This window comes from Janthinobacterium sp. TND4EL3 (assembly GCF_900156175.1).
Lineage (GTDB): Bacteria > Pseudomonadota > Gammaproteobacteria > Burkholderiales > Burkholderiaceae_D > Janthinobacterium.
In genome coordinates this window covers 1-15,333 of the sequence record NZ_FTMV01000042.1, presented here as the reverse complement: position 1 = coordinate 15,333, position 15,333 = coordinate 1, and the positions used below count along the sequence as shown (strand labels likewise).

At 54.3% G+C, this 15,333-nt stretch carries 15 protein-coding genes and 1 pseudogene; 8 read left to right on the top strand and 8 right to left on the bottom strand.

What is annotated here, in order from left to right:
• Together BXA07_RS31165 and BXA07_RS28940 are read left to right on the top strand one after the other, a co-directional pair.
• Positions 1-202, top strand: a 202-nt coding sequence (locus BXA07_RS31165; RefSeq protein ID WP_212592393.1) for a hypothetical protein, incomplete at its 5' end; no start/stop codon positions are given.
• 59 nt (positions 203-261) lie between these two features.
• On the top strand, positions 262-519 hold the full coding sequence (locus BXA07_RS28940) for a hypothetical protein (protein WP_076573143.1): 258 nt from the start codon (positions 262-264) through the stop codon (positions 517-519).
• A gap of 18 nt (positions 520-537) precedes the next feature.
• Here BXA07_RS28940 and BXA07_RS29895 read toward each other — a convergent pair.
• From BXA07_RS29895 to BXA07_RS28920, 4 genes and pseudogenes are all read right to left on the bottom strand, one after another.
• A pseudogene (locus BXA07_RS29895) lies at positions 538-1,335 on the bottom strand (transposase).
• Positions 1,336-2,227: 892 nt separating this feature from the next.
• Positions 2,228-2,485, bottom strand: a complete 258-nt coding sequence (locus tag BXA07_RS28925) for a hypothetical protein (protein ID WP_076573141.1) — start codon at positions 2,483-2,485, stop codon at positions 2,228-2,230.
• A 308-nt stretch (positions 2,486-2,793) separates the two neighbouring features.
• A complete protein-coding gene (locus BXA07_RS30650; RefSeq protein WP_139335849.1) occupies positions 2,794-2,988 on the bottom strand; it encodes a hypothetical protein in 195 nt (64 codons plus the stop codon).
• 747 nt (positions 2,989-3,735) lie between these two features.
• Positions 3,736-4,485, bottom strand: a complete 750-nt coding sequence (locus BXA07_RS28920) for a 3-oxoacyl-ACP reductase family protein (protein ID WP_076573146.1) — start codon at positions 4,483-4,485, stop codon at positions 3,736-3,738.
• A gap of 169 nt (positions 4,486-4,654) precedes the next feature.
• On the opposite strand from BXA07_RS28920, the gene BXA07_RS28915 reads away from it, so the two are divergent.
• Complete coding sequence (locus BXA07_RS28915) at positions 4,655-5,329, top strand: Pr6Pr family membrane protein (RefSeq protein ID WP_244556446.1); 675 nt, start codon at positions 4,655-4,657, stop codon at positions 5,327-5,329.
• 94 nt (positions 5,330-5,423) lie between these two features.
• Here BXA07_RS28915 and dsbG read toward each other — a convergent pair whose 3' ends face one another.
• The 3 genes from dsbG to dsbD are packed head-to-tail and all read right to left on the bottom strand — an operon-like array spanning position 5,424 to position 8,831.
• On the bottom strand, positions 5,424-6,173 hold the full coding sequence (gene dsbG, locus BXA07_RS28910; protein WP_212592392.1) for a thiol:disulfide interchange protein DsbG: 750 nt from the start codon (positions 6,171-6,173) through the stop codon (positions 5,424-5,426).
• A gap of 25 nt (positions 6,174-6,198) precedes the next feature.
• Positions 6,199-7,050 (bottom strand): TlpA disulfide reductase family protein, encoded by an 852-nt coding sequence (locus tag BXA07_RS28905; protein ID WP_076573139.1) that lies wholly within the window; start codon positions 7,048-7,050, stop codon positions 6,199-6,201.
• Positions 7,051-7,052: 2 nt separating this feature from the next.
• Positions 7,053-8,831 (bottom strand): protein-disulfide reductase DsbD, encoded by a 1,779-nt coding sequence (gene dsbD / locus BXA07_RS28900; RefSeq protein WP_076573138.1) that lies wholly within the window; start codon positions 8,829-8,831, stop codon positions 7,053-7,055.
• A gap of 108 nt (positions 8,832-8,939) precedes the next feature.
• On the opposite strand from dsbD, the gene BXA07_RS28895 reads away from it, so the two are divergent.
• The 5 genes from BXA07_RS28895 to BXA07_RS30635 all read left to right on the top strand — a co-directional run bounded on the left by BXA07_RS28895 (position 8,940) and on the right by BXA07_RS30635 (position 13,757).
• Complete coding sequence (locus tag BXA07_RS28895; protein ID WP_076573137.1) at positions 8,940-9,605, top strand: response regulator; 666 nt, start codon at positions 8,940-8,942, stop codon at positions 9,603-9,605.
• Positions 9,602-10,975 carry an ATP-binding protein gene (locus BXA07_RS28890; RefSeq protein ID WP_076573136.1) on the top strand — a complete coding sequence of 458 codons (1,374 nt, stop codon included), beginning with the start codon at positions 9,602-9,604 and terminating at the stop codon, positions 10,973-10,975. Before BXA07_RS28895 ends, BXA07_RS28890 begins: the two co-directional genes overlap by 4 nt.
• Positions 10,976-11,423: 448 nt before the next feature.
• Positions 11,424-12,131, top strand: coding sequence for a hypothetical protein (locus BXA07_RS30645; protein ID WP_139335848.1), 708 nt, complete (start codon positions 11,424-11,426; stop codon positions 12,129-12,131).
• A gap of 268 nt (positions 12,132-12,399) precedes the next feature.
• Positions 12,400-12,777 (top strand): AHH domain-containing protein, encoded by a 378-nt coding sequence (locus BXA07_RS28880; RefSeq protein ID WP_076573134.1) that lies wholly within the window; start codon positions 12,400-12,402, stop codon positions 12,775-12,777.
• A 779-nt stretch (positions 12,778-13,556) separates the two neighbouring features.
• Positions 13,557-13,757, top strand: a complete 201-nt coding sequence (locus BXA07_RS30635; protein ID WP_139335846.1) for a hypothetical protein — start codon at positions 13,557-13,559, stop codon at positions 13,755-13,757.
• 118 nt (positions 13,758-13,875) lie between these two features.
• Here BXA07_RS30635 and BXA07_RS28875 read toward each other — a convergent pair whose 3' ends face one another.
• Positions 13,876-14,400 carry an FxDxF family PEP-CTERM protein gene (locus BXA07_RS28875; protein WP_170909768.1) on the bottom strand — a complete coding sequence of 175 codons (525 nt, stop codon included), beginning with the start codon at positions 14,398-14,400 and terminating at the stop codon, positions 13,876-13,878.
• Positions 14,401-15,333: the final 933 nt, after the last annotated feature.

The following is a 15,333-nucleotide window of genomic DNA, read 5'->3' as shown; positions in this document are numbered from 1 at the left end:
AAATAGAACTATGAAAGTTCCGAAGTTTGTTCAGCTTCGATATGTCTCTACTGCCGGTGACGGGGAACCTGTTTTTTACGAATTGAACCTTACAGTTGACGGTGTGCCAGCACAGATATTGTCATTCGGGCTACATTTTCCCGCGACCGATACACAATCGTTGAAACGTGCGAACCAGCTCGTAACTACCATCAACCGTTGAAGTTTGCCTCAAGACGGCATTAAACGGCCACAAGCGGTCACTCGTGCGAGCAAGAAAAGATGGAAGATAAAATAATGCTCTTGCGGAAGATTCAATCAGCTATTCAGCAGATTCAGCCTCTGGCAGAGAAAGGCTGGCCGCCTGGGCAATCTATCCTACGACAACTGGGTTGGTGCGAAGTATTTGTGTCTGGATATCCTTCCGACCCAGCGCCAGGGCCGCTGTCCATGGGATTGATTGCCACTCGCGAACTCGACATGTACGGCGATAAGCCCGATCTCGCCTTGTTGATCAACGATGATCTTGCCCCCGTATAACCGGACACAGCCAATCGTTTAGTTAGCGCCGCTTTCCTGAGCCCGGCGCGCCAGCTCCCTCCTGAACATGCGAGGTGATTTCCATTTCAACGACGAATGCGGATGGACCTCGTTGAAGTGCATAAAGGCGTCTGGCAGTTGAGCCAGAACGATTTCTGCGCTGCTGCGGTCCATCAAGTTCACGTAGTCCCGTTTAAACGTGTTCACGAAGCTTTCAGCAATGCCGTTCGACTGCGGGCTGCATACCGGCGTGTGCACCGGTTCAATCCCAAGTGCGCGCACCAGCGCGTGCGTTTCATGCGCTCGATAGGCGCCGCCGTTGTCGCTCAAGAATTCCAGCCTGGTCGAGCCGACGCTGGTCTGGCCGAATCTTGTCTCGACCGCTTCCACCAGCATGTCGCGCACGGGCTCGCCAGGCAGGCCGCTTCACTGGTCGTCCTTGCCCGACAAGGGCGAGCGCGCAATCCACTTTTTTTCGCGAGCGAACTCGACGGCCTCCTTCAGGATTTCTGCCTCCATCGTTTTCTTGCCGAGCATGCGCTGCAACTGGGCTATCTGCGCGCGCGCAGCGGCCAGTTCGCTCGCAGGCACCACCGATTCGCCAGCAGTGACCGCCGTTAGCGCGCCTTCCCGTTCGAGCTTGCGCCAGTTGAACAACTGGCTTGCACCGACGCCGTGCTTGCGAGCGACCAGCGACACGTTCATGCCTGGCTCGTAAGTCTCGCGTACCAGCGCCGCTTTTTCCTCGGCAGACCAGCGCCTGCGGCGCTCCTGGTTCACCGTCACCACCTCGATTGTTTGCTTGTTCCTAGTCATATGCACAGTCCTATTCCTATCCGTAAGAATAACGCATAGGCTGTGTCTGGTGAATCAAGGGGCTATTTCACGCTCTTTCGCAGGTACGAAAGGCGGCTTTGGGGTGCGGATTCAATCGGTCAACGCAACACTTTAACTTAATTGCATCGTTGCAGAGCAGACATTATGCGAAAGAGAACTCGAATCGATCGCGCTGCGACACGCGAAACCAGAGATTAACGTTGTAAGAGGTTTATCCACGGAAGAGTTCATGGTGGAACCCATCGAAGCTCAAGTAGCTTTTGCTAGTGCGCGGTAGGTGTCATTACAGGGCAGGGGAGATAGACAGGCCAGACTCGACCTCGTCGGTGGATCAGGCTGCTACGAGATCGCACGCCAGGTGCCCGGCACGAAACCCAAGCCCCGGACACGATCCATCGATTTTCATCGTCCGAGAACCATGGATCAGGAGAGTCGTAGGTACCTGCAGCGATTTGCTCCAATGGCACCGTCCGCTTCCGCCCCACAGCAGACGCTCGTTGACGTTGTCCCGAGCTATCGCCAAGGGTTCAATAGTTGAACTGACTTCGCGTCGACATCGACCTTGCAATACCAATCTGTCCATCCATTGCGCTGATGCCCTGGCTCAAAGGATACGACTGGACAGTTGCCATGTACCGCGTGTGTTGCGAAGGTATAGAAGGCACTGAACTCTGGCGGCAAGACTGAAAAGGCTGGCTCGCCGTCAGGACTGAAAACGCGCAGAAGAGCACCATCGTCGTCAAACTCTGCAGCGAAGTTATTTCTCAAAACGGTACGCATTTTCCGTCGCTTTCTGGGATTAGCTGAACACTTCAGAGGTCCGCTTCTGGCCGAGTGCCGAAGTTCGCGAGTAAGTACGTCTTAAATGCACTCAAGACTTATATTCATCGAGTGGCCAGCCCTCTTTGAGTACAGCATCGTACAACCACATGATTAGTGGGTATGGTATTTCTAAACGATACGCGTTAAAGACGACGTAACCAAGCTCATCGTAAAAAAATGCCTCAGCCATTATGTCTCTCACGCCATCGGCAAGTTCTGACAGTTCGAGAAACACCCCGTCCCGAATCACATCACTGCCGAATAGCAGTCCGTATTGCCGACCTGCTATGCTGCGCACGTTACTCATTATTTCCCCTAGTTCGCCACGGGCGGCGAATGTCCGTTACTGGCCGATAGCGGCCTGCAGTACCGTTCATCGATTTAGCTCTTCGATTAGGTGTCGCTCTAACAGTGCATATGGCATCGCTACTTGCCAAGGCTTCGCATTATTAGGCAGAAAAGCTGAATCTCTCAAATATGTAGGTCCCCAAGATCGCTCTCCGGATTGAATTAAGTGCCAGTTTGCCACGGCGTACTGCTCTCCGTTAATCGAAACAACCGTGAAGTGCCCGTGCCAATGGTCCTGATAATATCGCTCTGAGCTCGAAAGATAGCTCATGAATACCAAAGATAGCTCATGAATACCAAAGCTCGCTCACCGCTCACAAGTGCTTGATTTCCCCAGGCTCCCGTTGACCCGACAAATGACAGTTGAGCGGCGTCATAGCTGTGAGGCCCCTCAAACCGACGAGAATATACTTTCTCAACCTTGCCGATATATTGCTGTTGCCCTTTATCGATCACGGTCATGAGAACTGCGTCACAGCGCGCCACTTTATCTCGTAACAACTGAATTTGGTCCATAAACTCCCATGTAGTATTGCGCAGAGACCACGCCCCTAATAAATCTAAATGTCTGCTGCTGGCTGCAGTTTCAATCGTTCAACGCAACACTTTAACTTAAATGCATCATTGCAGAGTGGAAATGATGCGAAAGAAGAACCGAATCAATGGCGCTGTGCCCTGCGGAACCTGAGATTACCGTCGCAAGGCGTTTTGCCGCGAGAACATTAATGCACGAACCTGCCGAAGCTCAAGTAGCTTATGCTCACGCGCGGCAGGAGTCTCTGCAGGGCAGGGGGAGATAGACAGGCCAGCCCCGATCTCGTCGTTGGATCCGGCTGCTACGAGATCGCACACCAGGAGCGTGGCAGGACACCAAGCCACCTAACACGATCCATCGGCCTTTCATCCTTCGAGAACCATGGACCAGGAGAGTCTAAGCTGCTGGCGGCGATCCAAGTCAAGGAATTGGGACACTCAGACCGGTTAGTCGTACTGCACTTGCAATGCAGCGAAACCAGTTGATATTGACGCTGACGCCGAATCGAGCTGCCCCTATACGCAGCTCTTTATGTCTCGCATTGGGCCTATGTTTGCGAATTGCAAAGATTGGCAAAAGACACCCGTGCGGGGAAATATGGCGCCAGTACCAAAACTCTCCCAGACTCACCCCATACGTGGCGCGTCAATAGGGGACGTCGGCAAAGTGCGTCGTTACGCTGAGAAGCCACCGTCAATGCTTAAACTCGCGCCCGTGATGTATCCGGCTTCCGGTCCCGCAAGATAGGCAACAAAGCCAGCAATTTCTTCAACGTTACCGTAACGCCCCAACGCCATTGATGCTTTCAGCTGGGTGGCAGTTTCACTGTCAGCGGGATTCATCTCCGTGTCGACGGGGCCGGGCTGGACGTTATTCACCGTGATCTTGCGTGGCCCCAGGTCGCGCGCCATCCCCTTGGTCAGCCCGACAAGAGCCGATTTACTCATTGCGTATATGGAACCACCTGCCATAGGAATACGGTCGGCGTTGATGCTGCCGATATTGATGATGCGGCCGCCTTCGCTCATATGGCGTGCAGCCTCCTGGCTGGCAACAAAAACACTGCGTACGTTGACCGCGAGCGTACGGTCAAGGTCCGCCAGCGTGAGTTCTTCCAGGGCACCCCATGACAGAACGCCTGCACTATTGACCAGAATGTCCAACGCACCAAAATGCGCTACGGTTTGACGTATTGCTTCCTGTAACGCGTTGGGATCCGCACTATCAGCCTGGATGGCAATTGCCTTGCCACCCGCATTGGTAATTTCGGCAGCTACTTTTTCTGCTCTTTCGCCAGAGGAAATATATGTGAACGCAACTGCGGCTCCGTCCTGCGCCAGCCGCTTGACGATCGCCGCGCCGATACCGCGGGAACCTCCTTGTACAAAGGCAATTTTGCCTTGAAGACTACGCATACTTCCCATGTAAAACTCCTTCTGTGGGGGTGAATAAGTTGACATTGCACTTTGCTAAATCTACGGAACAGGCTGCCACCTCTCGGCTGGACGACTCGTGTATATTGGTCCATGGACACTTTTCTGATAACTTGCCAATTTATACACGATAATAAATTGTGCGTATTGTACCTTTTTCATGACTATGGCCGTATCTGACGTTCATCCTAAACCGCACTCCAATTCGCAAAAGATTTTTGGCTTAATCCTGATGGTGATGGCTTGGTTTGGTGTCCTCCTGCAATTGTGGATATCGTTGAATCTTGCCCATCCAAATGGAAAAATAATCGTGGCAGGTCTTGTGAAATACTTCGGTTTCTTCACCGTCATCACCAATATTTTCGTCGCACTCACATTGAGCATGCCTGCGTTCGCGCCTGCAAGCAGGATAGGTCGTTTCTTTGCCCGTCCCCAAGTACTGGCATGCGCCGCCGCGAATATCGCCTTTGTTGGATTGGCCTACCACATCCTGTTACGGGACCTTTGGAATCCGGTCGGCTTACAGTGGCTTGCCGATCAAATTCTTCATTACGTGACACCGCTGGCCTTCTGTACTTATTGGCTGCTTACTCGCCCAAAGACGGTGTCGCTGCCCTGGTGGTCCCCGCTGGCGTGGTCCTCCTATCCGCTGCTGTACTTCCTCTACTCTCTCATTCGTGGCGCCGTTCTTGGAATCTACCCATATCCATTTATCGACGCCACGTCCATTGGTTATGCCATGGCGCTACGCAATGCGTTTGGCCTATGGTTTGCCTTCTTGTTGCTTGCCTGGCTATTCCTTTTCTTCGCTAGTCTGGGTGTTCGCCGCAAGTAGTTTTACGCAGGTAGCCCATAGGGATTATCACTATCTGTCAGCTATTTCTCACGATAAAGCTCATCGAAACCAAATCAAACTACTGCAGCCGGACCTAGCGCGTACCGAGAATGACGTTCAGCGCTTTCGCACTTGGAGCACCTTGTACTGTTTGCATGATCCCGTTTGAATCTTTATAGAAAATTGTTGGTGTGGCGAAGAATCCGAGCTCCTGCATCAGTTTCTTGTTGCCGTCGAGCTTGACGCGGATGTCTGCTGGAATCGTTGCCATGGGCTGAATGCCGCCGTTGGCGTGTTGCTGTTCATGTTGTTGAAGGGCCGCCTGTGGATCTTTTGCGCTCAGGAGCGCGGCCGCCTTGCCAGCGCTGCTTTCCTTGATGATGCCGACCATGATGTGGCGTATTTGCACCTTGCCAGCCTTGATCCAGGGGCGGGCATCATTCCAGAATTTATTGCAATATGGGCAGTTTGGATCGGTAAATGTGTAGACGATGCGTTGCGCATCCTTGTTACCGTCGGCAATCCAGCTGCTCTGTCCCAGTTTGCTCCAGTTTTTGGCTGTCATCGGTTTGCTGACCAGCTTCTTCAATGGCCCTTCGGTAAGATTGGCACCCTTGGCATCGAGCATGGTGCCGACGATCGCCTGTTTGCCATCCGGAGTCAGATATATTCCGATCGGTTTCTGCTGCAGCACGCCAGCATAGCCCTGCACGCCGCCTGGCGCATCAAAACGTCCTACTATCTCGACACCTTGCGTTTCCAGTGCCTGGATTGGCGCCGGCAAGCTGGTGGCGGGTGCGGCGACGGCGATACCGATTGCGGCATAGATTGCGGCGGCTAACATGCATGAGTGTTTGCGCATATGTCATTTACTCCTGTTTCTTTAAAGTGGAATGGGATTGTTGGGCAGGCTCCTGCAGCAGCCTCAGTTTGTCGGCGAGCGTAGCGGCCGAGAGTTCGCCCATATGGGTGGCGCGCAGCTGGCCGCTAGCGTCATAGAACAAGGTGGTTGGCAAGGCCATTGAGCCGACCACCTTGCCAAGCGCTGTATCGCGGTCAAGCACGACATTGGACAGGTCCACGCCGCTCTCGCCCAGGTAATGCTCAACGATGTCTTGCGTTTCACCTTGATTGACAAAAGCAAAAGCGGTCCCGCCCTGTTCTTTCTGGACACCCTCCAGCAGCGGCATTTCACGCCGGCAGGGTGGACACCAACTGGCCCACAGATTGACCACCAGCGGTTTGCCGTCGGCCAACCTAGCGAGCTTGGTTTGCTCGCCGGCCAAGGTCGTCAACGCTGTGGCCGGCAGTGCCGATAGCCCCTTGTTGATCGTCAGACTGGCTCCCAGCAACGCGCCATAGGTCAATATCCCTGAGGCCAGCGCAATGCCCAGCGGCTTGCAGCTTGCCGGGGTACGCCAAGCATGCCAGATCGCCACTAGCAAGGCGGCCATGATGCCTGCCCAAGGCGTGAAGCCACCGTCGCGGATGTCGATCATCGACCATGGTGCTGACCGGTAGAGATCGAACCACGCCACGACGAAGGCCAAGCGCGCCGCTAGCAATGCCGCGATCAGCATGTCGGACAGGATGTGTCCAACGCTTTGAGTTTTCTGGCGCCGCCCGATAATATGGCTCACGCTGAACGCGACCAGTACGGCAGCAATCAGCATGGCCTGGTGCATGGGCAGCACCAGCGGACCTATATTTATCGTCAGCATGATCAGGCTTTGTCCTGCGCGCGCTTGAGGCGTGCGAGGAATTCGTCGGCGCTCAATTCACCGATAACGCGTTCGGCGCGATGTTCCTTGCCGTCCGGGCCGATCAGCAGGATGGTCGGCGCGCCAAAGGCCTGGTATGCACGCAGCATCGCTACGTCATCGGCGTTGTTTGCCGTGATATCGGGACGCAGCAACTGCATGCCGCTCAGGGCCTGTTGCACCCGCGAGTCGGAAAACACGTCGCGCTCTATCGCCTTGCAGGAGACGCACCAGTCGGCGTAAAAATCGACCAGTGTCCACTGTCCGTTGCGGCCTGCCTCGGCGACGCCATCGGCGAGCTGCTGCGGCGTCTTGACGGTCGCAAAGCTCTCCATGAAGTTCTGCTTGCCACTGGCGTTCTCGGTAGCGTTGGCACGGGCGGCGAAAGCCAGCGGTTGCAGCGGGTTGTGTCCTCCGGCCGCAGCGCCCAGAACCATCATGCCGCCCCAAATACCGATGAGTAATGCGATGCAGCGCATCAGCAAGCGGCCGCCGTCGGCGACGAACTGCTGCGCCAACGTGGACAGACTCAGTGCGCATGCCAGCAGCAAGGCACCCCACAGGGCCAATGCGACGGAACCTGGCAATACCCTGGCGACGAACAGAATGGCCATGCCCAGCAAGATGAAGCCAAAGCAGGCCTTGACGCGGTTCATCCAGTTGCCTGGTCGTGGCAGGAGTTTCGCGCCAACGGTGCCCACCAACAGCAGGGGCACACCCATGCCCAGGCCCATGAACAACAAGGCCAGACCGCCACTCAGGACGTTCCCGGTGTCGCCGATGTATAGCAGGGCTCCAGCCAGCGGTGCCGTCATGCAGGGGCCAACCAGCAGTGCCGACAGCACACCCATCGCGCCAGCACCAAGCACGGTGCCGCCGCGCTGCCCCTGGCTGGCTTGATCCAGGCGATTGCGCAGGAAAGACGGCAGCTGTAGCTCGTAGAAGCCAAACATTGCCATTGCCAGCGCGACAAAGATCGCGCCAAACACGCCGAGTACCCATGGATTTTGCAGCATCGCCTGCAAGTTGGCGCCAGCCAGCGCTGCGGCCGCGCCAAACACGGCGTAGGTCAACGCCATCGGCAACACAAAGGCCAGCGACAGGATAAAGCCGCGCTTCGGGCCGGCGCCGCTGCCAGCGATCAGGCTGGACAGGATGGGAATCATCGGCAGCACGCAAGGGGTAAACGTCATCAGCAAGCCCAGGCCGAAGAACACCAGCAGCATCCAGGCCAAGTTTGACTGTGACAAGCGATCCGCCATACTCTGGTCCTCGCCGCGCACCTCGCTTGACGCAGCGGCGGCATTGTTGTCGGTCGCAGGCGATGATGATGCAGTACGCAAGTCGATGGTCTGGCTTTGTGGCGGGTAGCACAGGCCAGCGTCGGCGCAGCCTTGCCAGCCCACTGTCAATGCACGCGCGCCAGTGGCGTTGACGATCAGCTCGACACTGTCGTGGTAGACCTCGCTTTTGCCGAAAAACTCGTCAGTCTTCATCGTCCCAGCGGGAAAATCAATGGGCAGGGCGCCATTGGCTGGCTCCGCTGCAACCTTCAATTGTTTGCGATATAGGTAATACCCTTCGCTGATATGCCAGGTCAAACGAACGCGCCCCTGATCTTCCTGGGTGGCGCTGAACTTGAACGCCTGTTCCGGCGGTAGAAAATTGTTCTCGGCATGCGCGGGCATCGCCAGCAGCAGGGGCAATAGAAATACCCATAGGTATCGCAGAATACGTGACATAGGCAGCTCCGAAAAAGATAGGTTTCCATCCTGTCTGATGCAGGTTAAGGCTACGTTAACAATGCGATAATCCAGGACTGACAGAATGAATGGCATGGAGGAATACGGATGCGTGTACTACTGGTAGAAGATGATGAATTGATCGCCCATGGCATCCTGGCCGGATTGCGTGCGCATGGCTTGACTGCCGATGGCGTTACCAGCGCGGCCCAGGCGGAAGCCGCGCTGGCAACGGTGCATTGCGACGTCATCATCCTGGACCTTGGCTTGCCAGATGAAGATGGCATGCGCCTGCTGCCTCGCTTGCGTGCTGCCGGCATGACGCTCCCTGTATTGGTGCTGAGCGCGCGGGATGCCGTCGAGGATCGGGTGGCTGGCCTGCGTGCCGGTGCCGATGATTACTTGCTCAAGCCTTTCGACCTCGACGAACTGGTGGCGCGCCTGCACGCCTTGCTGCGGCGTGCTGCCGGACGCAGCGTCGACATGATCGAACACGGCCCGCTGCGCATGGATCCAGGCAGTGGCGAAGTCCATCTCAACGGCCAACTGGTCGATTTGTCGCGACGTGAGCTTGCATTGCTGGCTGCGCTACTGCACGCTAGCGGACGCATTTTGAGCGCCGAGCAGTTGAAGGACAGTCTCTATCATTTCAATGAAGAAATTGAAAGCAATGCTCTTAGCGTGCACGTCCATCATCTGCGGCGCAAGCTCGGTACAGACCTGATCGAAACCGTACGCGGCCTTGGCTACAGGATTGCCGTGGTGAGCCAATGAGCCTGCGACTGCGACTGCTGTTACTGATCGGTATTTCGCTGAGTCTGTTGTGGGGAGCCGTGGCAATATGGATGTTGCGCAGCCTGGACGAGGAGGTCCACCACACGCTGGACCAGCGGCTGGCGATGTCGGCGCAAATGGTCGCCGGGCTGATGTCGCAGAATCCCGCCGCCTGGGATGGTGCCAACCGCACGCAGGAGAAGTCCGCCTTGACAATGCCCTCCATCGCAAAGGGCTTCGACTGCCAAATCACTTCCTTGCGCGGCGATGTGATAGCGCGCACTCCAGGTGTCACAGTGGACGCTGTCGCGATGGGGAAACCCGGCTATTCCGAACGTGTCATCAAGGGTGAACGCTGGCGCAGTTATACATTTGAAACCGACAGGCTGCGCGTGACCACCGCCGACCGTCTGGCCGAGCGCAATTCGTTGCTGAAAAATGTGACGATGGCGGCAGTCGTGCCATTTGTCGTTGCCATGATCGGTAGCATGATCGTTCTGTGGTTTGGTGTGAAAAGTGGCCTGTTGCCGCTGGAGCGGCTACGGCAGGCACTCGCCAGGCGCACGCCGGATACCATGACGCCGATTCCCGAGAGAGCCATGTCGACCGATCTCATGCCTTTGGTCGCCACCCTGAACGCATTACTGCAACGGGTGAACGTCACCATCGCTCGTGAGCGCCGCTTCACGAGCGATGCCGCCCATGAACTGCGGACTCCGCTTACTGCCATCAAGACGCATTTGCAGGTGACGCGTATCACGCAGGGCAAGGACGCCGCACTGGCAATGGACTACGCGGAGGAAGGCGTCGCCCGGCTGCAGCGCACACTCGGCCAGCTGTTGACGCTTTCGCAAATTGAGGGCCCTTTCTCTTGGGAAGATGGCAAACTGTCTGCTGCTGAGGAAGTAGCAAGGCTGGCGATGCGTGACGCCAGCACGGGTAGCAATGCGGCAGAACGTATTGTTCTCCATGGAGCTGGCGTGTCAGCACAATTGGCGGTACCGCAAGCCCTGGCCATTACCGCACTGCGTAATCTGCTCGATAACGCGCTGCGCCATACGCCTGCAGCGCAAGAAATTATCCTGGAGATGCAGTTGGCCGGGAATACTTGTGTGTTCCGCGTGCTCGATCAAGGAAGAGGCCTCAGCCTGGAAGAATTGACTATGGTCAAGGAGCGGTTCTGGCGGCGCGGTTCCGGTCAGGGAAGCGGGTTGGGCCTGTCGATTGTCGCAGCAATTGCAGAGCGCTTCGGAGGAGCAATAGAATTTAGTCAGCGACCAGGGGGCGGACTGGAGGCAAGATTGACACTCCCCACAAAAATTGAAGAATGCGAGAATAGCGCTGTTCGCACAAGCAAGCCATATCCATAAGTATGCGCGCCGCATAGTTGCGGCCGAATACATGGCATCTCAACGAGGCTGTCGACAAACCATCGCTGAACCAAGTCGACATCCACAGTCTTGGCGAATGCCAACGTCGCCACTGAACGTATCGCCAGCAGATAAGTATGCAGGCAAGCGAGAGAAACGCTTGGTGGATATCGGCATGGCTGCAGCCAAGCGTTCGCTCTTTCGGGAAGGCGGTTGAACGAGCAGTGGCCGAACGCGTAGCAAACAGTCCAGTATTGGAACGCCTCATCGACTATACGAGCTAGCCATTTGTGAAGACTCCTGACTCTGTTTCCAAATTCGGAAGAGGTGTATATGACCTCACTACAAAAGGTACAGAGTGGGGCGCAAAGCACTATCAAAGAGGCTATGCGGAGTCTTTGCGTCTAATCGAGTACGTTCGCCCTAACGGTTTTCACTTTTAATGCCTATGAGAACGAATATAATTCATGGAAGGACTTTTAATCGACAGGGTCGTCGCCTGTTCGGCACTCACGATTTTGCGGGGTTACGTATAGAAAGCTGCGCATTCGAAAATTGCAGCTTTGGTTATAACAGTGTTCCGTTTTCCTCAAAACGTGATTCTGTTAAAAACAGTGAGCTAGTCAACTGCAAGATTTCCAGATGTTTATTGGGACCAGCAGAGATTCGCTCGACTCGAATATCCAATCTCTCGGGCGATATGTTGATTTTCTGGGGCGCCCTTTTCGATCAAGTCGTGCTTGAAGGGAAAATCGGCCCATTAATGCTGCATGGTATTCCACAGTCCAGTGCGGATACTGCCCTTCAAGAAATGCAATACGCAAGAGTAAAGAAGTTTTATGCCGACGTTCCATGGGCATTAGACATTTCGGAATCAAAATCTGATGACTTTGCGATCCGCACAGGAGCCATTCCCTTGTCATTAGTTCGCCGTGACGTGAATAGTCAATTTCTGATCACAGACTCGGGAGGTCGATTGTCACGTTCGGACATTGATGCCTTGTCTGTGTCTCGGTACACAAAAGTGGTGCTAGAAGTCATGGCTGACGAAGGTTTGAAGGAGGCGCTGCTTGTTGCTCCAAAACTAGACAAATCGCTATATGGCCAGGTCTTGCAGGACGCAAACGTTTTGGCAAGGAATGGGATGCTGAGCTAACCGAGAATCCTGCAAACATTCATTTACGACGACGCCGGAAAATTGTTTCGGCAAACGGGGTAACTGCCCCGGAAACTGGTGGCAGTGGTGGTGAGGCTACTGGCGGCACTACTCAAACCGTAGCAATGCAGCGTACCGCTGACAAGGCGGCGGGCGCTACTTTCGGTGCTATGGTTGGAGCGACCGCAGGTGTGGCTGTTTCGGCTGGATGTGACGTCGCCTCGGTCGGGGTTTGTGCCCGGCAAATCCCGCCATAGTTGCAACAGGCGTGGCTGGTGGTGCGGTCGTGGGTGCTTTGGTTGTACCTCCTTTCATGGAATCTAGCAGGCTGCTTGCGAAGAATATCGCCGCCTTCGCCAGTCAGTTGAAATTGCCAGGACAACATTCTCACCATATTGCGGCGGAAAACGATCCGCGGGCAGCCTTGTCGGTCGCAATTCTTAATAACAATGGAATGAGTGTTAATAGCGCGTTCAACGGAATGAATATGAATAGTTCCTATCATGCTCGCATTCATACGGACGTATATCATGCTGCGGTGACGGGAGCCATAGTTGGATCCAAGTCGTATGTTGATGTTGCTGTGAGGTTAACTGCGATCAAGGCGCAAATATATATGGGAATTTTCCCTTTTTTATATGACTAAAATTTTTCGCCCGGATCCCGATAAGATTTATTATCCAGTACTATGGAGTAATCCTAGTGACTTCGCAAAATGTGCAGATCTTAACTTTAAGAGCGTTAGAGGTAATTGGCATGCGGTTAATTTTGAGTTCTATAGAACAGGAAAATCCGAAGGGCTGGAGCCTGATGTTGCCTGTGTGACTCCAGGTTTTGCTTTTAGGAGAGATCTCAAAAAACTCTTATTTCCAGAGAGCAACCAAACCATCGAACTGTTGCCTATTATTGTTGCCGGCGAGGATTGATATTTGGTAAATTGTTTGAATTCGATTCGTGAATACAATGAAAGTCGAAGTATCGTTCATAAGGGCCCTGCTGGGTCCATATTTTTGGTGCAGAGGTTGATTATCGATGAATTTCCGGTAGATAGCGAGGAACTCTTTACCATTGAAAATTCAAATCGCTCTACTATCTTCGTTACCGAGTCATTTGCAAATAGAGTAAAACACTTGAACCTCAAAGGTCTACAGTTCAAGCAAATAGGAGAGGTTAGCAACAAGTGACGAAGCAGCGAGCCCGGTTCTGCAATTGAGAACGGACTTAGCTGCGGAGAAATTTGAACGATCTGGTTAGCCGCTGCGCGGTACGGTTCTGTTGCGTTGTCGATCAGAGGGTGAAATTTTCCCAGAATGGCACTGCGGCCCTCAAACTGGACGGACCTGTTCAGTCTGCGCATAAAATCGGTCGGCGAACGATATTGCATTCGCTCCGTCAAGTGCGAACTAGCCCTTGCGGATCATGTACATGAGCTCGGCAAACAATGTAACTGTTGAGCAGACATTGGCTGCGGCGGGTCGTTCAAATATTCCTGGAGCCAAGGACGCGATTCCGAAAGAAGGCGAAGCGATCACTACTGGCATCAATGTAATTCTAGCGGCGGAGTGTTCGTTTGCTGGCGGGATTGACCCTCAAGCTGCCGTACTCAGGCTGTCTGCCCCAAGCTGACCAAGCGGCCTAGGGTTTCCCGCGCATTCGTGCTCTTGGACAGTGGATCCTGCGATCTGGCAATTGATTTGTTAGTTGCTAACAAAAAAGACGCCGAGGCGTCTTTTGGGTGGTGCACTCAAGATTGCGTCCGGCGCCGTGCCAGGAAGCCTAGTATTCCTAAGCCAGCCAGCAGCATGCCATAGGTTGCCGGTTCTGGTACGGGAGCCAGATTCAAGTTGAATGTGCCGCCATAGCTGCCGCCCTTGGTGTTGCCCATCACGGTCAGGACCAGCGGGCCATTGAACAGAATGCTTGTTGGCGCCAAGACCTCACCTTGCGCATAGCCAAAGACTGTGGGGCCGCCAAAGCCTGTCAGTCCTATGCCGTTCAGGTTTGCGCTGGTGAAGTGGATGGAGGAGCTGTCCGAGCCCGTGACGGACAGGTTGGCAAGGAAGGCCTGCGCGGTCGAGCCAAAGGTCGCCGTGGGGGTGAACGTGAAGGTATCCGTGAAGTCGCCGAGCGGGCTGGGGACAGCGTTGAAACCGCTGGTCCACAGGTTGCCCGAGGTGTTGGTGAGGTTGACAGTATAGGCGGTGGCGCTGGCGCTACCGATGGAAGCAGCACTCAGTACCGCCGCTGCGATAAGTGACCTTAGTTTCATGTTGATCTCCCTGAAAGACGATGAATGTTTCGGAAAGTCCATACTGCGATGACAAATTATCACCAATACTCACAGTTATCAATGTTATATTTTTGCATCGTGACTTTCACTTAGATAGCCCATTTCTACCACACGGGCATAAATTCTAAATAATTGTTAAAATTAAAATTTAGAATATTTATATTGCACAAAATAGATGTAATTTTTGTGCTGGAAGTACTGTTGCATTGGCACCTAATTTCTGTATTGCAAGGAGGGTGCAATGGGCATGCAGCTTTACTCTGTTGCATGCCAGATTGCGAAATGATAATTAACTAGATGTCAATGATCCGAGACCCGAAACCGTCGGAAGTGACAAGTCCTTTGGAGCCGGGGGCCGGTCCGCCAATCGTAAGCGTGCTCAACCTTGGCCGTCTCGATCTGCAGCAAGTTGCGCTTTATTAAATGCCGATACGGCCTGACTGACCGTTCTGTTCGATACGTGAAAAGCGGCGGCGATGGGGTACATGGTAAAAGCAGTTGACAGACAAGCGCGTGCCATCGCCTCGTCTCTGTCGCTATAGCGGGCCTGATATTGCGCTAAAGACAGGGGGCGACTTGGCGCTGAGGATTGGCGTATCCTTAAATTCATCGGAGCGCTTCGATTGCTGCTGTGCTGAAATGAATGCGTTGTCGCCCAGAAGAATCGGATAACAAGTGCGAGCAAGCGGACTGGTGTCTCCTACCCCGGCCGCGACGAACCGGCAATGGCAGATAGATCCGCTGAGGGTATTTTTGAGGGTATTGGTAACTGAATGGTTTGGAAAACACTGAAAAATCAAGCGCTTAGCCACCTCATCGACCATCGAGTGGGAATAATCTCCCGTCCGGCACCGTAAGGTAATGCCGGGTCAATGCAACAGCTAAGCCCCTGATTTTTCAGGGGCTTTTTTT